We start from the raw sequence: 21,544 nt of genomic DNA, 5'->3' as shown, positions 1-21,544 counted from the left end.
GGCGCTCAGCGACCGATGAAGAAGGTCATTTCGATATGAGGAGGGTAACGACGATTGAGAAATCTATTTTCAGATTTCTCACACTTGCTTCGCTCGGTTCGAAATGACAATTGAACTAAATTTGTAGTATCGAAGGCAAATGAGGCAAAATATTCAAATACGCAATCAAATATTTCAACTGCACCCTTTGGGCGGACTGTTTTGGGAGGAAAAATCACTCTTGCTGATTAGCGATGTGCATTTGGGCAAGGTCTCCCATTTCCGAAAATTTGGGGCAGCTGTTCCTAGAAAGGCCATTCACAAAAACTTCCTGCTTTTGGATAAAATAGTCTCCGATTTTCAGCCTTTTCAAATCTGCTTTTTGGGCGATTTGTTCCATTCATCGCTGAACAAGGAATGGGAACTGTTTGAAAATTGGGTAGGCAAGACACCTGCCGAAATCCTATTGGTGGCAGGTAATCACGACATTATTGCTCCCGAAAAATTCGAAAAACTTAAGGTTTCGATATTTCCAGAGTTGATTATCGATTCTTTCCTTTTGACACACCATCCAGGGAAGCGAGAGGGTTACTTTACGTTTTGTGGGCATATCCATCCGTCCATCAAACTAAAAGGTCTTGGTAAGGATCGCATCAAATTGCCCTGCTTTTTTAAATCTGAAAATCAAATGATACTTCCCGCTTTTGGTCAATTTACGGGAACGCACGCACTCAAACCCAAGAAAGGCGACCAAGTGTATGCCATTGTGGAGGATAGTATTATTAAGGTATAGATTTTTTGTCATGCTGAACTTGTTTCAGCATCTCATCTAGTGTAATCTAAGATTTCTCGACTGCCCCCTCGACTGCGCTCGGGGTGACAGCTCGAAATGACAATAGAATTTTGAGATAATTCGTGCAATCCGTGTCAACACATAATTGAAAATTCCGGATTACCCCGTTCGACTCGGCTCGGGGATTACAGTTCGGAATGACGTGGTATTCAAATTGGCAAACAAGAAACTCAAAAAAACATTTTTAACACAAGTTTTCGCGGTTTATCTTTGCCGCAAAGTTTTTTGGATTGACCAAAACCCTAATTCCCAAATTATTTGAACAGTCTCCCCAACTCGGGAAACTGAGGGAAATTATTGCCCAACCTCTCGACTCCGCTCGAAGTGATAGTCAAAAAATAAGCCTTAAAGGGCTTGTAGGTTCATCCCTTTCCTTTGTGATTTCAGAAGCTTTCAAGTCTGCCGAATCACCATTCTTGCTGATTTTGAACGACAAGGAAGAGGCTGCTTATCTTTTGAACGATTTGGAACAACTGATTGGTGAAAAAGATGTGCTTTTTTATCCCGGAAGCTACCGAAGACCGTATCAAATTGAAGAAACGGACAATGCCAACGTACTTCTGCGTGCCGAGGTTTTGAACCGCATCAACTCCAGAAAGAAACCGGCAATAATCGTTACGTATCCCGATGCCCTTTTTGAAAAAGTGGTGACCCGAAAGGAACTGGACAAAAACACCCAAAAAATTAAATTGGGCGACGAAATCTCGTTGGATTTTTTGAACGAAGTGCTGTTTGAATATCAGTTTAAACGGGTGGATTTTGTGACCGAACCGGGGGAGTTTTCTGTTCGTGGAGGTATCGTGGATGTTTTCTCCTTCTCTCACGATGAACCGTACCGTATCGAGTTTTTTGGGGATGAAGTGGACAGTATTCGAACTTTTGATGTGGAAACCCAGCTTTCCACGGACAAGGTGAAGAAAATTACCATTATCCCAAACGTAGAAAATAAGTTTACCGAAGAAATACGGGAAAGCTTCTTAAAATATATTTCGGCCAATACCGTGGTATTTGCGAAAAACCCTGCGCTGATCTACGATCGCATTGATTCCTTTTTTGAAAAAGCTGAGGAGAGTTTTGCCAAGTTGAGCGAGGAAATCAAACATGCGGAACCCAAGGAATTGTTTTTGGATGCAGCTTTGCTGAAAGAGCAGCTTAAAGATTATTTGTTCGTTGAAATTGGGGCTTCCAGTGAGACCCTGGAACAAGTTCAGGGTAACGAAATCCAGTTCAACACCAAACCCCAACCAGCTTTCAACAAAAAGTTTGACCTGCTTATTGAAAACCTCAACGACAATCGGGACTCAGGTTACAGCAACTATATATTCTGCTCTACGGAGCAACAGGCCAAGCGTTTCCACGATATTTTTGATGAAGTGGATGAAACGGTTCACTACCAGACCATCATTTTTCCATTGTTCCAAGGTTTTGTGGATCCTGATTTGAAAGTTGCCTGTTATACCGACCATCAAATTTTTGAACGTTACCATAAGTTCCATTTAAAGAATGGCTACGCTAAAAAGCAGGCCATCACGCTGAAGGAACTCAACAAATTGGAAATCGGGGATTATGTGACCCACATTGACCATGGTATAGGTAAGTTTGGCGGGTTGCAAAAAATCGATGTGGAGGGCAAAAAGCAGGAAGCCATCAAACTGATTTATGGCGACCGTGATATTCTCTATGTGAGCATCCACTCGCTGCACAAAATATCCAAATACAACGGTAAGGACGGGGCGCCACCAAAAATATTCAAACTGGGTTCAGCTGCTTGGAAAAAGCTGAAGCAAAAAACCAAGGCACGGGTCAAAAAGATTGCTTTCGACTTGATAAAAGTCTACGCCAAACGAAGATTGGAAAAAGGTTTTCAATACGCTCCCGACAGCTATTTACAACATGAACTGGAAGCATCTTTCCTTTACGAGGATACTCCCGATCAGGAAAAAAGCACCCAAGATGTAAAAAAGGACATGGAAAGCGAGCGACCAATGGACCGATTGATTTGCGGAGACGTTGGTTTTGGAAAAACCGAAGTAGCCATTCGTGCCGCATTTAAAGCCGTGGACAACGGCAAACAGGTCGCTGTTCTGGTACCGACCACCATTTTGGCCTTTCAGCACAGCCGAACGTTCAGGGAACGTTTAAAGGAGATGCCCGTAACAGTGGATTACCTTAACCGCTTCCGAACCGCAAAAGAGAAAAAAGATGTATTGGAGCGATTGGCCGATGGTAAAATCGATATTATAATCGGGACCCATCAATTGGTCAACAAAAATGTACAGTTCAAGGATTTGGGCTTATTAATTGTGGACGAGGAACAAAAATTCGGGGTTTCGGTCAAGGAAAAACTGCGTTCCATCAAGGAAAATGTAGATGTGCTCACACTTACGGCCACTCCTATTCCGAGAACCCTTCAATTTAGTTTGATGGCTGCACGTGACCTATCCGTAATCAATACGCCGCCACCGAACCGCTACCCCATCGAAAGCCACGTGATTCGATTGAACGAGGATATTATCCGTGATGCCGTGTCCTATGAAATCCAACGGGGCGGACAGGTGTTCTTTATTCATAATCGCATTGAAAACATCAAAGAAGTAGCCGGGATGATTCAACGTTTGGTGCCCGATGCCAAAATTGGAATCGGCCACGGACAAATGGAAGGTAAAAAATTGGAGTCATTGATGCTGGCTTTTATGAACGGTGAGTTTGACGTATTGGTTTCCACCACCATTATTGAAAGCGGGTTGGATGTGACCAACGCCAACACCATTTTTATTCACAACGCCAATAATTTTGGATTGAGCGACCTGCACCAGATGCGCGGACGTGTGGGGCGAAGCAATAAAAAAGCATTCTGTTATTTTATCACACCGCCTTATGAAGTGATGACCACCGAGGCCCGAAAACGTATCGAAGCATTGGAGCAATTTACCGATTTGGGAAGTGGTTTCAATATTGCGATGAAGGATTTGGAAATCCGTGGTGCGGGAGACCTTTTGGGTGGTGAACAGAGTGGGTTTATCAACGAGATTGGATTTGAGACCTATCAAAAAATATTGGCTGAAACCATAGATGAGCTCAAGGAAAACGAGTTCAAGGAATTGTATGATGAAGTTGAGGGCGACAAGGAAAAAGTGTACGTGAAAGAGATGCAGTTGGACACGGATTTTGAACTGCTCTTCCCCGATGATTACATCAACAACATCACCGAACGCCTGAACCTCTACACCCAATTGAACGACGTGGAGGACGAAGAAGGCCTACAAAAATTTGAAGCGCAATTGGCAGACCGTTTTGGCGAACTTCCCGAGCCCGCCGTGGATTTGATGAACTCCGTCCGCATTAAATGGATCGCCACTCACATTGGTCTGGAAAAGGTCATCATGAAAAAAGGCAAATTCATTGGTTACTTTATTGCCGACCAGCAATCCAGTTTTTACCAAAGTGAAGTGTTCACCCAAATATTGCAATATGCACAAACCCATCCTCAACTGGTAAAACTCAAAGAAAAACAGACTCGTAACGGGCTTCGATTATTGTTGGTTTTTGAAAGGATCACCAGCGTGGATAAGGCGTTGAAGATGTTGGAGCCTTTTACTCCCCTAAAGTCCCCTCAAGGGAACAATGTTTCTGCGTAACATACCGTCTAAAAATAGATTTCTCACGTTTGTTCGAAATGACAATTAAGCACTCGTGGTCATTTCGACAGAGCGTAGCGACGAGAAATCCCAAGTAGTCAAAGATTCGGGCTCAAGCAACAGCTCAAAATGAAATCAATAATAATTTGTGAAAATCAGTGTGATTCGTGTCATTTTGAATTGATTACAATATCAAAACTGATGAGACCCTGAAACAAGTTCAGGGTGACGGATATTACATACAATTGTCTGGGAATACATTCAAATTAAAAAGCCTCATAAACCTGCTTCACGAAATCCCCAATTTTTGAAGGTTCCAGCCAACGGGTCACGATGACCAAACCACTTTTTTGATCCACCACGATAAAGTTGCCCCCAAAACCAGCAGCGTAGAACACATGCTCGGGAACGCCATCCCAATGGCGGTCACCTTGTTGGTTGAGCCACCACATATACCCATAATTTGCATTGGGCACTGATGGGGTAGTGGCTTTTTTAATCCAATCCTCACTGATGATCTGCTCATCTTCCCATTTTCCGTTGTTCAAGAACAGGGTTCCAAAGCGGGCCATGTCCTCAGTGGAGATAAAAAGCCCGGCACCGGAGTGCCCGCCACCGGTTACGGATTTCATTTTGATTCCATCCACAACCGTCCACGCATTATCGTATCCAAACCATCTCCAGGAAGTGGTTGCTCCAATTTTGTCCATCACCTCTTCTTTGAGGACCATGGGCAGCGGTTTTCTCCACACATGGGTCAAGGAATAGGCCAATACGTTTACGCGAACATCGTTGTATTCCATTACGGTACCGGGTTCATTGAGTTTTCGGAATTTCCAATCGTCCAGACCTCCTTCACTCGGTGGACGGTCCGCCCAATCCTTACCGCCCCACAATTCCCCTGACCAGTCAGAATTTTGTTGCAATAGGTGTTCCCAAGTTATTTTGGAGTTGTGCGCACCATCAAAAGTGCCATCCCAAATATAGTCCCCCACTTTGTCCTTGGTGCTCTTGATCAATCCTTGGTCTTCGGCCAGTCCAGCAACAGTGGATAAAAAGCTTTTGGTGACACTGAAAGTCATATCCACACGTTTGGTGTCTCCCCAAGAAGCCAGCACGTAGCCATTTTTCATAATCATACCTGCTGGACCGCCTCGCTTTTTTGTCGGGCCCAATACATCATGAAAAGGTTCCTTTTCAAACCCTTTTAAGATGGCAATTCGTAAGTCTCGTGACCCGGAATACTCGTTGGCATTGGCAAAACCAACCGCTTTGTTCAACTTTTCTTGATCATACTTGAATTGATTCTTTTCCGCCGTTTTCCATGTTGCGTAGCGCTCTGGAAAATTGATTTGTTGTGCATTGACAGTAATAGTTGTGGAGAATACAGCGAGAAGTATAGCTGCAACCAAGATATTTTTCATTTTTTGGAGGTTTGGTTTGGACAAGCAAGGTAATGATTGTTGGAGAACTGCTCCAATCACCGATTAGGATATTTAAAAAGGATTCTTCGCTACGCTCGGAAAGGGAAATGAGATTTCTCACTGCGTTCGAAATGACGATCGCACATCATCAGTCATTTCGACGGAGCGTAGCGACGAGAAATCTAAAACCGCTTTTTATGAACTTGATTGCCTTCTTTGTCATAGTAGCGCCAAGTGCCCACTTGCTCATCATCCCGAAAGCGGCCGCGGATTTTTCGGGTGCCATCCGAATAGAATTCTTCATATCTGCCATGTTTTAGACCATCTTTAAGGTCCACTTCAAAACGGATGTTCCCATTGGCATAGGTCTTACTGAAGGAACTCGCGTTCAAATCATTGGGATAAATGGGCCTTAAATCAAAAACCGCATCGGTGATTTCTGTGGATGCTGTACTTTGATTTGTGGTCACAACCTCAGTGTCGGGTTGGGCCATATCCAATGTCTTTTTCACCTCCTGCACATCTTGATAGTTGAGCACCAATCTACTTTCGAACAAATCCTCTTCAGGGGTCAGTTGCAATCCCACCTGAGGAAAACAGATGATGAAATCCTTGTTCTTGCGCATTTTTTGCTTGGTGGCAGCATCGGTCAGGGCATACATATTATCAAACAGCAAAGGCACATTGCTGTACACGAACACAGTGGATTCTGAATCGAACTTTTTGTCAAAATTTTTGAATTCTTCCGAAGTGGCCAAAATATCCCCCTCCGATACTTTATCAATAATACCCTTTAGGGTATTGGGACTGTCACTAAAGATCACAAAGTCATCAATCTGGGTGAAGTAGGGTTTATCAAACTCATCGAACCTACCGCCCAACAATATCTTAAAGAAACCCTTGATGGACAAAAAGTTGATTTCATAATCCTTATAGTTGACCGCCTTGAACTTTACAGGTGTCTTTTTACGGATCTGCTCCACCACAAAATCCAGATTGGTCTTGGCATCTTTGGCATCGTTTGCTTTGAGCACCAAGGCCATATCGTTCTTGCCTTTGGTAATGTGTGATTGAATTTGAAGCACGGCGATTTCGTCCCCTATCCAACTCACAAAATTTTCCTTGACATCGATTTTGAGGAATTTTTCCACTTTGGCAATTCCCTTTTGATAGCTCTCGAACTGTTCTGGATCGTTCTGCTGGACCATCTCGAAATTCTTGTAGAACTCGGAAAAACTATCAAACCCGTAGCTGATATAAAGTGCCGTGCTGTTCGGCGCCACTTGGGGAATAGAGCGTTCTGCCTTGCCCGATTTTTGCAACGCCTCCAAATAGTATTCGTTCACGGCACTGATGTTGGTATATCCGTTGGCCGTTAATGTGCTGTTTTCGTCCAAATCAAAATAAAAGCCCGAGAACAAAAAGTTTTCGCTCACCCGTTGTACCCAATCGGAAGGCCTGTCGGAGTACACTTTAATGTAATCATCAAAATAATGGTACTGCACGTACATTCGGAAGAGATCTTCGTGCCCCACTTTTTGGTTGATTTCCAAAAAATTGAGGTTTCGCCCCAAAACGGGTTCCAAGTATTGATCTATGGAAGCTTCCACCAATGTATGGGTGTACGAGGCCACCAATTGGTTTTTGATAAAGGCCAGATACATGGTTTCCTTGCTCTCACGATCGTGCACTTCCAAAATTTCGTGCTCGTGATAGGTTCGTTTGCTCAACACATAGCCATCGTCCAGTAAAGTGTTCAAATAGGTTTTGAGCAGTTGCAGTTTGGCGATGCGCTTCAAGTCCAGCACGTAGAAAATCCCATAATCCTTGGGAGAAATCATATGGATGGAAATGAACAGGGAACGATTGTCAAAAAACTCGAAGAGCTTATGATTGTCGTTGAAAACCGTATCCACTTTTTGAATGTTCTCGGTAAGATCTGAGAAATATGCGTTCTTTTTGAGATGGCGCCACCCTTCGCTCTTACTGATTTTTTCCCAACTTTCCACGGGTTGTTCCGATTCAATAATGAAAACTGCATCCTTCGGAATCAGATAAATGGACTGGAGATTGGTTTTGGGAGAAAGAATAAAAACATAGGCCAAATAGCACAAGTACAGTACTATCAGGCCCAAAAAACCGTAAAGAATCCTTTTTTTGGTCATTTTTCCAAAAAGTGTCTTTTTCTACAACGAAGAAGATGACTTTTTAGTTTAGGACCATAAAAGGAAAACCAATTTACAGGGATTTTAAATCTTTTATTGTTTTGAAAGCTACGTCTACCTGTTCATCGTTCACCAAAATGGTAAACTCGTTGGTCGTGGAAATAACCTCGTAAAGCACAATCCCCTCCCAGGCCAATCGCTGAAAGATGAAATAGTAGATTCCAGGGACCGAAACATTCTCCGCTGGCAATTTTACGGTAATGGATGATAGTCCTTCTGCCTTTTGGGTACAACGTTCCATTTTAAAGTACTTTTCCACAACACCGTCCATTATATTACTAATCACAATATTGATCTCGTTCACTCCTCGCGATGAAGTATAGAATACATCTTGATTAACATTTACCTCTTCCAGCAATCTAGCTTGTTGCTGCAAAATGGTGTCCGAAGCCAAAAATGTGTAATCGGTAAGATTGGAGCGTACCGTTATCTCACCGATATTTTTGAGAACTTTTACAATTTTATGGGTAGCCCTGAACTCCAAATCATCGGATAGGCGCTTGAGTGCCATCACAATGGCCCCATCCTTTACGTCCTTTCCCAATTCCTCGGCAATTTCGGGTTTTATCTGTCGAGATAAAGACGTTAGGTTAATAATACCCTGTGCCAAAGCGGTTTGCAAAAACGGCTTTTTCTTGATGTAGTGCTCAACTACTGCAGATATTGTTTTCATTTTTCCAGTTGGTTTTCAACAAAAATAACATATTGTTACAAAACAAACAAATGGTTAGAAATGGTAAAATGCGTTTTCAAAGTGCTCAATCTCAAAATTATCAGCATTTTTTACCACGGTAATCACATCAAACCTAACCTCCAGATCCCTATCCAATTCTTCCATGTAATGGTTGGCTGCCATGGTTAAAAGTTTGATTTTTTTGGGCGTGATAACATGGGATATATCTTCCAGAAAGCCTATGTTTCTTGACTTTACCTCAACAATGACCAAGAAGTCGTCTTTCTCGGCAATTATATCCACTTCGGCATTGAGATACCGATAGTTAAGCTTTTTGATCTCGTATCCAGAAGCCTTCAAAAAAGCTACTGCTTTTTGTTCTCCCAGTTTTCCAAATGTGTTATGATTGGCCATACAATTTGTAAAAATCAAAAAAAATTAAGCATTTTATCGAAAAAATTGGTCGTTCATGGACTTTAGTTCGTTAAGGTTGTACTTTGTTGGCTCAATTGAACCACATCCAACACTAGCATAAGCAATAGTTACCCCCAAACTATGTAACAAATTAACGCCAGACATTGCTATGGAGTACTTTATCAATTGTAATTCCTCAACTTTGGCGCAGTACACCTCTCCATTGGATGAAGTACGTGCCGCCCACTTGTACCGAAGGCTTGGTTTTAGTGCCTCAGTACAGACCATAAATGCTGCTGTGGGACAGACAGCGGAAGCCCTCGTCAATAGTTTGGTTGATCAAGCGCTTGCCGCGCCGATTATTCCAGCTCCTGAATGGGCAGATTGGAACGATGCCAACTATCCTGCTGATGATGATTTGGCCAGACAACTGCGTAGGGCACAAATAGAGGATTTTACCACCACCTACGGAAACACACTTTTGGACAATGGCCTTAGAGATCGAATGAGTTTCTTTTGGAGCAACCACTTTGTCACCCAATTGGAATCGTATAACTGTCCAGGCTTTCTATATTATTATATACTCTGCTTACAGCAGAATGCATTGGGCAATTTCAAGACTTTAACAAGCGAAGTTGGTCTTACCAGTGCCATGCTCTACTATTTGGATGGTGCCAGGAACCGAGGCGACAATCCCAACGAGAACTATGCCCGAGAACTTTACGAACTTTTTACTTTGGGCGAAGGAAACAATTATACTGAAGAGGATATTATTCAAACCTCTGCTGCATTATCCGGATATACCGAACGTGGCGAGGAAGGGTGCACACAAGTTACTTTCAATCCAGAGGATTTTAATACAGGGAACAAAACCATATTCGGTCAAACAGGTAATTGGGGGTATGATGACGTCATCGACATCCTTTTTGACCAAAGACCTGACGAGATAGGGTGGTTCATCTGCAAAAAACTGTACGAGTTCTTTGTCCATCCCGATTCCACTGGAGATGATGGAAACGGAATCGCTCCACAAATAATCGATGGTCTGGCCCAGACCTTTATAAGCAGTGGGTTTGAAATAGCGCCCGTACTCCGTCAATTGTTCAAAAGCCAGCACTTTTTTGATGAAACCGCGATTGGGGTCATTATTAAGAGTCCGGCCGACCTTTATTTTAATTTATTGAAGGAAACAAGCTTCACTTATGATGACACAACAGTCTTGAACATGATCGATTCCTGCGCCTTGATTGGGCAACGCTTTTTTCAACCTCCAGAAGTGGAAGGGTGGCAACGTGACCGAACATGGATCAATACCAACTTTATTATTGGTCGATGGTTGACAGTTGAGATGTTCTTGCAACGCTTTTATGAGAACGACCCAGAACAATTCAGGGATTTGGGCTTGGAACTTTCCGGTAATGCCGGGCTTACGAGCAACAACCCCGACGAAGTGGCCAAACCCATTATTGAAAAATTTGTGCCCAAGGGCCTGTTGACCGATGCCGACTACGAAAGAGCATACCTCGCTTTCAGGAGCGATGTGGACGTTAATTATTATGAAGGGGGCACAACACCTTCATGGACTTTACTTGCATGGGAGACCGGTCCCTCTCAAGTGTACCTTTTACTGCGTCATTTGTCCCGTGAACCCGAATTTCAACTCAAATAACCCCATCACTATGTGCGATAATCACCATACCCACGATAACTCCCCCCACAAAGGCCTCGAACACGAAGGCCATGATTTAGAACACAAAAAATGGAGTCGACGTTCCTTTGTGCAAGCGTTGGGCATAGCAGGTTCAGGTTCCATGTTTTTGGGAAGCCATATGATCTCGGCTTCCTCCCCATCACCACTGACCGCCGCTGTGGCTGCTGCCGAAACCGACAATATTTTAATCCTGATTCGATTATCGGGAGGGAACGATGGTCTCAGCACCGTGATTCCCATTCAACAATATGATACGTATGCCAATGCCAGGCCCAACATCTATATCCCGGAAAGCAAGGTCCTGAAACTTACCGATGATTTTGGGGTGCCCACTTATATGAGTGCCCTGGAACCGCTTTGGGGAGACGGACAGTTCAAAGCCGTGCATGGCGTTGGTTACGAAAACCAGAGTCTGTCCCATTTTACAGGCTCCGATATTTTTGCCAATACCGATTTGACTACAACTGGATTCTCTGGAGAGAACACCGGTTGGATGGGCAGGCATTTTGAACACCTTTATGAAGATTATTTAATCAATCCACCGCCAGCGCCTGCAGCCATTCAAATTGGGAACTTGGCCAATATGATTTTTCAAGGAGAAGAAACCAATTATGCCTTTGTGACCAATAATGTGGATCAATTAGAGCAAATTGCTGAAACCGGTGCCTTTTACGATATCGAAAATGCCCCTTTTGATGATTGTATGTACGGCGACCAATTGAAATTTCTAAGAGGCGTGGCCAATACTACTTATGAATATGCAGGCATCATTCATGACGCTTACATGGCAGGTCAAAATCAAGTGGAGTACCAAGACAACGGTTTTGCAAGGCAATTAGCACTCTTGGCGCGTTTGATCAAAGGAAACTTGGGCACAAAAGTCTACATGATCTCTTTGGGAGGGTTTGACACCCACGGTAACCAACCTATTGTTCATGAACGATTGATGTCCAACCTCTCCGTTGCCATCAACAACTTTTACGAAGATCTCGCTTTTACCGAACAGGATGACAAAGTGTTAAGCATGACCTTTTCCGAATTTGGCCGAAGAATCTTTGAAAACGGTTCCAATGGTACCGACCATGGAAAGGCCGCCCCTACCCTGTTTTTTGGATCGGGTTTGAGTGGAAGCGCCTTTGTGGGCGACCATCCCTCCTTGGACGAACCCAATAACCGCGGAAACTTGGAGTACACCATGGATTTCAGAAACCTCTACGGAACCGTACTGGCGGAATGGCTTTGTGTTCCAAGGGAATCCGTGGAGCAACATTTATTGGGCCACCCTTATCAAGCCATCGATTTGGGCTTCAACTGCAGCGGCGAGGAATTTGATGATATTGCCATGGACAATGACCCACCAACATTGCCAGAGACACCTCCAGGTCAAGACCCCGATAATCCAAACATTGATATTTTGGACGGTATAGAGCACGCAGCCGTATATCCTGCAACATCACCACGAAATCCACATATCCATTTGGAAATGCCCGTAGCTGCCCACGTGGATATCGAACTCTTCAATATTTTGGGACAGCGCTTAGGAACCCTGTTCAACGAAATGATGTTGGAAGGTGCTGTGGACATAAATATAAGAGAGCGTATGCGTGATAGTCTATCCACTGGAAAATACATTTATCGAATCTCCGTCGGAGATAAAAAGATGAGCAAATCAGTGATGATTACCTAAAGAAAACAGTACACATTTCAATTCATTTTTCGGAACCCTTCGACAATGTACCCCACACCCCAAATCGGGTCGCATTTTCGAGGGTTTCGTTTTTTATGTGTATCCCGTTAAAATCAGTATTTTTGGGGCCTAATTAAATCTAAATGGCTCAAAATACATCTCCTTCTAGATATACCATTACCGCGGCATTGCCCTACACCAATGGCCCAATCCATATTGGCCACTTGGCCGGCGTATATGTTCCTGCTGATATTTACTCCCGTTACTTACGATTAAAGGGCAACGATGTCGCCTTTGTGTGTGGCAGTGACGAGCATGGTGTGGCCATCTCCATGAAGGCCAAAAAAGAAGGCGTTACCCCAAAAGAAATTATAGACAAGTACCACAGCGTCATCAAAAAATCGTTTGTTGATTTTGGTATTTCCTTTGATAATTATTCCAGAACATCGGCACAAATTCACCACGAAACCGCTTCGGAATTCTTCAAAAAAATGTACGAGCAAGGAGACTTTATCGAAGAGGAAACCGAACAATTGTACGATGACGAGGCCAAACAGTTTTTGGCGGACCGATTCGTTATCGGGACATGTCCCAAATGTGGACACGAGGAAGCCTATGGCGACCAATGTGAAAATTGTGGGTCATCGCTCAATGCTACAGACCTTATCAAACCAAAATCGACCATTACGGGTACCGTTCCCACTTTAAAAAAGACAAAACATTGGTTTTTGCCATTGGACCGCTACGAAGGTTTTTTGAAAAAATGGATTCTGGAAGAACATAAATCCGATTGGAAACCCAATGTGTACGGACAGTGCAAATCCTGGATAGATGAAGGGCTGAAACCCCGTGCCGTGACCCGCGATTTGGATTGGGGCATTCCCGTTCCCGTTGAAGGCGGCGAAGGTAAAGTATTGTACGTATGGTTTGATGCGCCCATCGGCTACATTTCCTCCACCAAAGAATGGGCGGAACGCGAGGGCAAGGACTGGGAACCGTATTGGAAGGACAAGGACACCAAATTGGTACACTTTATCGGTAAGGACAATATTGTGTTCCACTGCATCATCTTCCCGAGTATGTTGGAGGCAAACGGCGATTATATTTTACCTGACAACGTTCCGGCCAATGAGTTTTTGAATCTTGAAGGAAATAAGCTTTCCACCTCAAAAAACTGGGCGGTCTGGCTGCACGAATATTTGGAAGAGTTTCCGGATATGCAGGATGTGCTCAGATATACCTTGACTGCCAACGCACCCGAGACCAAGGACAACGATTTTACATGGAAGGATTTTCAATCCAGAAACAACAACGAACTCGTGGCCATTTTTGGAAATTTCGTAAACCGGGTCGCAGTTTTAACACATAAATACTACGGAGGCGAAGTTCCCGCTCCATCAGACTTCACCGAGGTCGACAAACAGGCCTTGAATGATTTGAAAGAGTATCCAAAAATCCTTTCCAGTTCTTTGGAGCGCTACCGTTTCCGCGAAGGAAGCCAAGAATTGATGAACCTGGCGCGATTGGGGAACAAATATTTGGCCGACCAAGAACCTTGGAAACTCATCAAAACAAATGAAGAGCGTGTAAAGACCATTATGTACGTTGCTCTTCAGATTGCGACGGGATTAGCAATTTTGAGTGAGCCTTTCTTACCGTTTACTTCGGAGAAATTGAAAAAGATTCTTCACGTTGCTCAGAATGACAAAGACGGTGTCAGGTCGAGCGCAGTCGAGACCGATTGGGACGGAGTTGCCACAACCGAAACTTTGCTTTCCGCTGGGCACACCATCAACAAAAGCGAATTGCTCTTCAGAAAAATAGAGGACAAAGAGATTCAACAACAATTGGACAAATTGGAAGCCACTAAAAAAATCAACGCACAAATGGACAAGGAAGTAGCGCCACAAAAAGACACCATCACCTTTGATGATTTTTCCAAACTCGATATGCGTGTGGGAACCATTATCGAAGCTGAAAAAATGCCCAAAGCCAACAAACTTTTGGTGTTGAAGGTAGATACTGGTCTGGACACACGAACCATTGTATCGGGTATTGCCAATAGTTTTAAACCCGAAGACATTGTGGGCAAAAAAGTTACCGTTGTTGCCAACTTGGCCCCAAGAAAACTTCGCGGTGTGGAAAGTCAGGGTATGATTTTGATGACGGAGGACAAAGACGGGAAGCTCGTATTTGTAAATCCTGATGAACAAAACGTAAGCAACGGGGAGACCATAAATTAATCAGTTATTCATTCCATGAAAAATCAAATTCTATTATTGTTGTTGCTGTTATTGGTTCAATTTAGCAGCGCACAAGAAAAATTATTGGAAATACCCAACGATTTGAAAGATGGAAGTAGAAAGGTTCACACAGCCTTTACTATAGTTGATGACCGGACTGGGAATTTGGCCATTTTCCTAGATGATGAAAATAAACTGTATGGCTTCTTATACACTCCAGATCTAAAATTGATTGATAGGTTCACATCGGAAGGACTTCCAAAAAAATATAATCAAATAATTGGTTACTCCATCAAAAATTACCAAATCCGATTGTTTTTAAAAGACAAAAAGGACAAAAGGTTTGGAAGTGTACTTTTTGATTTTGAAAATGGGACAACGAAAGAAACCCTTTACGATTTCAAACTAAAAGACGAGGTTTATGTGGAAGGATATAGCAACGTTTCTAAGTTTCATCTGATAACCATGACCAAGGAAAGCAGCTTATTAAATTTGTACATTTTTGAAGAAGGAAATGCTTTTACAAAGGAGACACTCGATCTTTCACAAGAAAGGTTTATTGACAATTTTGGAAACGAGCAAAACCTCAATAGGATAATGGCTTGGGGAGGAGCAAGAGAAACAGGCAGAAGCACCTACTCATTTAAAGTAGACAAAATTGACCCCGAATCTCCCAATTCCATTGAAACTACAAGCGAAATTGTAAAAATGTATCCTGAAAAGGCTGGATTTAAATTGACTGCTGAGACTGAGGAGTATACTCACATCATTGACATTTCCACAAAAGATTTGAGTTATTCTTTAACATCAATAGAAAAACCAACCTTTTCTGAAGCCTCTGCGAACTCAAATTCATTTATACTGGAAGACAAGATTTTTCACATCGCATCCACAAAAAATCAAATGACATTTTCGGTAAAATCACTGGATGGTAAAAAGGAGCTAAAAAGTGTGACGGTTGAAAAAGGAGAAGAAATCTCGTTCAAAAACACCCCTGTAATTCAAGAAAATGGCACTTACAGCAAATATCGCGAAATGGAAAAGACTAGTAAGTTTTTAAGGAGGCTTGAGAGGGAAGACATTGGAATTGCAGTCACAAAACATAATGACCACTATATAATTACCATGGGTTCAAAAAGCGAAATACATAGAGGTGGTGCTCCCATGATGATGCCCGGTTTTGGTTTTCCCGTAGGAGCCGCTGGTGCCTTTACCGTTACATTTAATCCGACATTTTTTGCCTACGGAAGTTATTCATCAACAAAAGCTACTCGAATCGAGTGTTTGTTCGACCAAGATTTAAACCATAAAAAAGGAGAGATTCCAAAAAACGTTTTCGATAAGATACAGGAAGTAGCTGATAAAATAAATAACAAGGATGCGGAAACTGTTTTTAAATTTAATAAATCATATATCTGGGGTTATTACAACAAGAAACAGGACGAATACATTTTATTTAAATTTTAATCCTTTCAGGCCCAAGGTTATGAAAACCTCCTAAATCAACCCTGCTTAAAATACATTAAGAATGCAACTTGTCCCCTATATCGTTCGCCATACCAATCTTTCGGAAAAAAGTGTGGAGAACACCGTGGCACTTTTAAACGAAGATTGCACCGTTCCCTTTATTTCTCGATACCGTAAGGAACGTACGGGCAATTTGGACGAGGTCCAGATTGGTTCCATTGTGGAGTACAAAGCGCAGTTTGAAGCACTGGAAAAAAGGAAAGCAGCCATCATCAAAGCGGTAAAGGAACAGGATGCCCTTACCACGGAACTGGAAGCCAAATTTCTGAACTGTACCGATTTGACCAGTTTGGAAGACTTGTACCTTCCCTTCAAGAAGAGCAAAAAGACCAAAGCAGAGACTGCTCGCAAAAACGGATTGGAGCCTTTGGCCAAAATCATAATGGCGCAACGGAGCGATGAAATTGAATACATCGCCTCCCAATACCTCAGCAAGGAAGTCATCAACGAAGATGATGCCCTTGAGGGTGCTCGACACATCATTTCGGAATGGATTAATGAGCGTACCGATATCCGAAATCAACTTCGCGGTCAATTAGAGCGGCACGCTTTGATCACCACCAAGGTAGTTAAAACCAAAAAAGAAGACGAGAAAGCCCAAAAGTTCCGTGATTATTTTGATTGGAGCGAATCCTTGAGCCGCTGTCCATCACACCGGTTTTTGGCCATTATGCGTGCGGAAAAAGAAGGCTTCATTCGGGTGAAAATCGAAATTGATGATGACCGTGCACTCCAAAACATGGAACGCCGCTTGATCAAATCCAACAATGCATGTGCGGAGCAGATTGAATTGGCCATTACAGATGCCTACAAAAGGCTCTTGTTCCCATCATTATCCAAAGAAATTTTAAAAACCGCCAAGGAAAAAGCGGATGCTTCGGCCATTCAGGTTTTTTCCAAAAATCTAAAACAGTTATTGCTCGGTGCCCCGCTAGGTGAAAAACGCATTTTGGCCATTGACCCCGGTTTTAGAACAGGCTGCAAAGTGGTTTGTTTGGACGAGCAGGGCGATTTAAAGCACAACGAAACCATTTATCCCCATCCGCCACAACGGGATAGTTCGGGTGCCATCAAAAAAATAAGCTCCTTGGTGGATGCCTATAAAATCGAGGCCATTGCCATTGGCAACGGAACGGCATCTCGCGAAACAGAGCAATTGGTGAAGCGTGTACCTTTTAAAAAAGACATTGATGTATTTGTGGTGAGCGAAGCCGGGGCATCCATTTACTCCGCTTCCAAAATTGCACGGGAGGAATTCCCCAATTACGATGTTACGGTCAGAGGAGCGGTTTCCATCGGTCGTCGTTTGGCGGACCCTTTGGCTGAACTTGTCAAAATTGATGCAAAATCCATCGGGGTTGGGCAATACCAGCACGATGTGGACCAGACCCAACTAAAAACATCCTTGGACACCGTGGTGGAAAGCTGTGTAAACTCAGTTGGAGTAAATATCAACACGGCAAGTGTATCGCTGTTAAGCTACGTATCGGGCATTGGGCCAAAACTAGCAGAGAATATTGTGGCCCACCGAAATGAAAACGGAGCATTCAAAAGTAGGGAAGAAATTAAAAAAGTAGCTCGCTTGGGCGGCAAGGCCTTTGAACAGAGTGCTGGGTTCCTACGCATCAAAAATGGCGATAACCCTTTGGATGATTCCGCAGTACACCCTGAGAGTTATGGCTTGGTTTCCAAAATGGCGAAGGACCAAAGTGTTTCACCCCAAGAGATTGTTGGGAACAAGTCGGCCCTGCAAGGTATCAATCTAAAAACCTATTGCACTGACACCATAGGAATGCCCACCTTGGAGGATATTGTAAAGGAGTTGGAAAAACCCGGACTGGATCTTCGAGAAAAGGCCAAGGTGTTCACTTTTAACCAAAATATCAAGGAAATCACCGATTTGCGCGAAGGTCAATTGTTGCCGGGCATAGTCAACAACATCACCAATTTCGGCTGCTTTGTGGATATTGGAATCAAAGAGAGCGGCTTGATTCATATTTCCAACCTATCGGATACTTTTGTAAAGGATGTCAACGAACACGTAAGTCTTCATCAGCAAGTGGTAGTAAAAGTATTGGATGTGGACGTGCCTCGAAAGCGCATACAGTTGGCATTGCATAAACAAGGTGCTTAAATGCTCAAGATTGCCTATCACCCCATTTACAAGCATCCATTGCCCGAAGGGCATCGTTTCCCGATGATCAAGTACGAGCTGTTGCCACAGCAATTACTTTATGAGGGCACCTGCACAGAAGACAACTTTTTTGAGCCTTCCCTTCCCAAAGATCATCATATTTTGGCAGCTCATAGCGCAGCTTATTTCGAAGATTTGGTCAATTTGGAGTTATCCAAAAGAGAAGCTAGAAAGATTGGTTTTCCTTTGAGCAATGAACTTGTCCAAAGGGAACGCATCATAGCTGACGGCACTATAAAAGGATGTGAATTTGCGCTTGAAAATGGCATCGCCATGAACATTGCGGGTGGAACGCATCATGCCTATTCGAACAGGGGCGAGGCCTTTTGCATGTTGAACGACCAAGCCATTGGAGCACGCTATCTTTTGAGCAACCAATTGGCCAAAAAAGTTTTGATTGTAGACTTGGACGTTCACCAAGGAAATGGCACCGCTGAAATCTTTCAGACCGACCTTTCTGTTTTCACCTTTTCCATGCATGGCAAGGGCAACTATCCCTTTAAAAAGGAAAGCTCAGACTTGGACATTCCTTTGGAAAAAGGTACTACGGATAAAGAATACCTATCCATACTAAAAAGAACTTTACCTGAATTATTGGAGCAAGTACAGCCCGATTTTATTTTCTACCTCTGTGGAGTGGATGTTTTGGAATCCGATAAATTGGGTACCCTTTCCATGACATTGGATGGTTGCAAGGAACGGGACCGTTTTGTGCTTCAAACTTGTAATGATGCCGAGATTCCTGTTCAATGTAGCATGGGCGGCGGTTATTCGCCTGAGATTAGAATTATAGTGGAGGCTCACGCCAACACTTTTCGCCTGGCACAAGATATTTATGCATAATTTTGACGACTACCTTTGTTTTACAGCCTCATGAAATTTTTTAGATACATCGCCTTTATTTTATTGACCACTTCCATGACAGGTCAAGAATTGCAACCAAAAAAAGAGAAAAACCTTTGGAACAACTTTACCTACGATATTGGGAATATGTTCGGCGGAGTCGGATATTCCTATTCCCGACCATTTCATTGGAAAGGTAACGATTGGGCCAATTTTGGTTATTTGACAGGGGGAACGTTGCTTCTTTTTACCGTTGATGATGAACTCAACAGATGGAAAAATGGTTTTGATCAGGATATACCGGATGTCATCATGGACTACGGTCATGAGTACGGGAGCCCTGAAAACAATTATATGCTCACAGGGGGAGTATATCTAGCAGGTCTGTTCACCAAGAATGAAAAACTGAGACGTACAGGAGTGCTCCTGATCTCTTCTGCCACCGCCGGAGGTTTTCTTCAACAAGTAAGTAAACGAATCATTGGTAGGGCCCGACCCAAAAGCGGAGCTGGTTCTGCAACCTTCGACCCCTTACATTTGGATAGGGTATACGATTACGACTCCTTTCCTTCGGGCCATGCCATGCTGGCCTTTAGCAACGCCTACGCGATTGCCAAACAGTTTAAAAGCCCGTGGGTCAAGGGCGGCCTATACACCGTTGGTATGATTCCGGGGCTTGTGCGTGTTTTGGATGATTTTCACTGGGTTTCCGATGTGGCTTTCAGTACAGTGCTCAGCATCTTTATTGTGGAGTCCATCGACAAATACCTCGACTCCAAGTACGATGAAAAGTATAATGACCAAAAGCCAAAAAATGTGAGCTGGAACCTTTCTTTTGGACCAAACACTTTAGGCCTCTCCCTTCATTTTTAAACCATTGAGAAGATATTTGTGTTAATTATTTATTTAGATTGATTTAAAATAATTATTTTCGTGCCCTATTTCGGTTCTATCCATGGGAAAGAAAAAGGACAAAAAGAAACTCAAAAAAGCAAAACTTAGGGAATTACCGCCAACGGGCAAGGTAAAATCCAAGTGTTGCGAAAAATATAAGAAAAGCGAAAAAAAACGCTGTAAAAAGTGTCCTTGCTTTGATTTGATGAAAAAAGTGGCGTAGCCATATTCCCAATATCTTTTTTTATTTGACTATAAAAAACGCCCCTTAAAAAAATCGGGGCGCTTTTATCAACCAACTAAAAAGACTTATATATTATTGTAAGCTTCGGGGTGAAGCTACTTGGACTATTGTACCAATGGCCTCTTTTGATAAGCTTTGATTACTTTTATATGTAAAGTAGAAACTAGCTTGTTGGTAATAGTAGTCACTATGTGTGCATTGGTTTCTACAAGACTCTGCATGTTCGGAATAGGCTGCCCTTTTTGTATTCATATAAATATTGTAGGCTTTACTATCCTGAGTCTTTAAATCCTTTTCATAGCGAACTTGATCGTACCAAAAGTCTTTTTCGTCTTCTAAACTGGAAAAGGTTGAAGATTGTTCAAGCTGCGCATCTTTTCGAGCTAGTTTTTCATAGAAAGAAACTGGGTTGTCCTGTGCCGAAACAACGGTCGCCAGACCCAAAGCAAACAGTACCGTAAGTAGAGTTGTTATCCTCATTAAAATACGTTTTAAAAATTACTTTATTCATTTACTAAAGTTCTGGCGTTTGGTTATGTAACAACTCAAAATGCATTTACCCTAACATAAAAACAAAAAAGGGGCCATTACCCCTTTTAAGTCGTTGTGGATTGTTTTAACTTACTTTCCAAGCATCAACAATTCGTTGCATTTAATTTCGGTAATGTATCTTTTTTCACCATCGTTGGTTTCGTAAGAGCGATTGGTGAGTTTACCCTCTATCATTACTTCTTTGCCCTTGGAAAGGAAATTCTCGGTTATCTCTGCCAATTTTCCCCAGGCCACAATATTGTGCCACTGCGTATCGGTTACTTTTTCCCCTTTTACATTTTTATAGGATTCGTTGGTGGCAATGGAAAACTTGGCCAATTTGGTCCCATTTTCCAAAGTGATGATTTCTGGGTCGTTCCCTAAATTGCCGATCAATTGTACTTTGTTTCTAAGTGAATTCATAATAGTAAGATTTAAGTTTTTAAAAATTGTTTATCGAACTC

15 protein-coding genes are annotated in these 21,544 nt (G+C 42.8%); 9 read left to right on the top strand and 6 right to left on the bottom strand.

Annotated elements, in window-relative coordinates; all coding sequences use genetic code 11:
• The first annotated feature begins 139 nt into the window (after nucleotides 1-139).
• Nucleotides 140-772, top strand: a complete 633-nt coding sequence (pdeM, locus tag GO009_RS14315) for a ligase-associated DNA damage response endonuclease PdeM (RefSeq protein WP_163627063.1) — start codon at nucleotides 140-142, stop codon at nucleotides 770-772.
• A 290-nt stretch (nucleotides 773-1,062) separates the two neighbouring features.
• Nucleotides 1,063-4,470 carry a transcription-repair coupling factor gene (gene mfd, locus GO009_RS14310; RefSeq protein ID WP_163627061.1) on the top strand — a complete coding sequence of 1,136 codons (3,408 nt, stop codon included), beginning with the start codon at nucleotides 1,063-1,065 and terminating at the stop codon, nucleotides 4,468-4,470.
• 266 nt (nucleotides 4,471-4,736) lie between these two features.
• Here the strand turns inward: mfd and GO009_RS14305 are convergent, their stop codons facing one another.
• The 4 genes from GO009_RS14305 to GO009_RS14290 all read right to left on the bottom strand — a co-directional run bounded on the left by GO009_RS14305 (nucleotide 4,737) and on the right by GO009_RS14290 (nucleotide 9,206).
• A complete protein-coding gene (locus tag GO009_RS14305; protein ID WP_163627059.1) occupies nucleotides 4,737-5,894 on the bottom strand; it encodes a serine hydrolase in 1,158 nt (385 codons plus the stop codon).
• 182 nt (nucleotides 5,895-6,076) lie between these two features.
• Entirely contained in the window at nucleotides 6,077-8,059 is a 1,983-nt protein-coding gene (locus tag GO009_RS14300) for a DUF3352 domain-containing protein (RefSeq protein ID WP_163627057.1), read from the bottom strand.
• A 73-nt stretch (nucleotides 8,060-8,132) separates the two neighbouring features.
• Complete coding sequence (locus tag GO009_RS14295) at nucleotides 8,133-8,792, bottom strand: hypothetical protein (RefSeq protein WP_014032964.1); 660 nt, start codon at nucleotides 8,790-8,792, stop codon at nucleotides 8,133-8,135.
• Nucleotides 8,793-8,846: 54 nt separating this feature from the next.
• The gene (locus GO009_RS14290; RefSeq protein ID WP_163627055.1) at nucleotides 8,847-9,206 is read right to left on the bottom strand and encodes a YraN family protein; all 360 of its coding nucleotides are present in this window, start codon (nucleotides 9,204-9,206) and stop codon (nucleotides 8,847-8,849) included.
• 169 nt (nucleotides 9,207-9,375) lie between these two features.
• On the opposite strand from GO009_RS14290, the gene GO009_RS14285 reads away from it, so the two are divergent.
• The 7 genes from GO009_RS14285 (at nucleotide 9,376) to GO009_RS14255 (ending at nucleotide 20,284) form a co-directional block, all read left to right on the top strand.
• Nucleotides 9,376-10,875 carry a DUF1800 family protein gene (locus GO009_RS14285; protein WP_163627052.1) on the top strand — a complete coding sequence of 500 codons (1,500 nt, stop codon included), beginning with the start codon at nucleotides 9,376-9,378 and terminating at the stop codon, nucleotides 10,873-10,875.
• Nucleotides 10,876-10,885: 10 nt separating this feature from the next.
• On the top strand, nucleotides 10,886-12,604 hold the full coding sequence (locus tag GO009_RS14280; protein WP_163627050.1) for a DUF1501 domain-containing protein: 1,719 nt from the start codon (nucleotides 10,886-10,888) through the stop codon (nucleotides 12,602-12,604).
• A 143-nt stretch (nucleotides 12,605-12,747) separates the two neighbouring features.
• On the top strand, nucleotides 12,748-14,847 hold the full coding sequence (gene metG, locus GO009_RS14275) for a methionine--tRNA ligase (protein ID WP_163627048.1): 2,100 nt from the start codon (nucleotides 12,748-12,750) through the stop codon (nucleotides 14,845-14,847).
• Nucleotides 14,848-15,312: 465 nt separating this feature from the next.
• Nucleotides 15,313-16,314: a hypothetical protein gene (locus GO009_RS14270; protein WP_163627046.1), complete on the top strand. Its 1,002-nt coding sequence runs from the start codon at nucleotides 15,313-15,315 to the stop codon at nucleotides 16,312-16,314.
• A 61-nt stretch (nucleotides 16,315-16,375) separates the two neighbouring features.
• Nucleotides 16,376-18,508 (top strand): Tex family protein, encoded by a 2,133-nt coding sequence (locus tag GO009_RS14265; RefSeq protein WP_163627044.1) that lies wholly within the window; start codon nucleotides 16,376-16,378, stop codon nucleotides 18,506-18,508.
• Nucleotides 18,509-19,411: a histone deacetylase gene (locus GO009_RS14260; protein ID WP_163627042.1), complete on the top strand. Its 903-nt coding sequence runs from the start codon at nucleotides 18,509-18,511 to the stop codon at nucleotides 19,409-19,411. It begins immediately after the preceding gene.
• Nucleotides 19,412-19,441: 30 nt separating this feature from the next.
• Nucleotides 19,442-20,284 carry a phosphatase PAP2 family protein gene (locus GO009_RS14255; RefSeq protein WP_163627040.1) on the top strand — a complete coding sequence of 281 codons (843 nt, stop codon included), beginning with the start codon at nucleotides 19,442-19,444 and terminating at the stop codon, nucleotides 20,282-20,284.
• A 337-nt stretch (nucleotides 20,285-20,621) separates the two neighbouring features.
• Here GO009_RS14255 and GO009_RS14250 read toward each other — a convergent pair whose 3' ends face one another.
• Both GO009_RS14250 and GO009_RS14245 read right to left on the bottom strand, forming a co-directional pair.
• The gene (locus tag GO009_RS14250) at nucleotides 20,622-21,029 is read right to left on the bottom strand and encodes a hypothetical protein (protein ID WP_163627038.1); all 408 of its coding nucleotides are present in this window, start codon (nucleotides 21,027-21,029) and stop codon (nucleotides 20,622-20,624) included.
• Between the two features lie 141 nt (nucleotides 21,030-21,170).
• A complete protein-coding gene (locus GO009_RS14245) occupies nucleotides 21,171-21,503 on the bottom strand; it encodes a single-stranded DNA-binding protein (RefSeq protein ID WP_163627036.1) in 333 nt (110 codons plus the stop codon).
• Nucleotides 21,504-21,544 lie beyond the last annotated feature (41 nt).

It is taken from the genome of Allomuricauda sp. TY007 (genome assembly GCF_010468565.1).
In the GTDB taxonomy this organism is placed as follows: Bacteria; Bacteroidota; Bacteroidia; order Flavobacteriales; family Flavobacteriaceae; genus Flagellimonas.
This window is presented reverse-complemented; position numbering and strand designations above follow the sequence as displayed.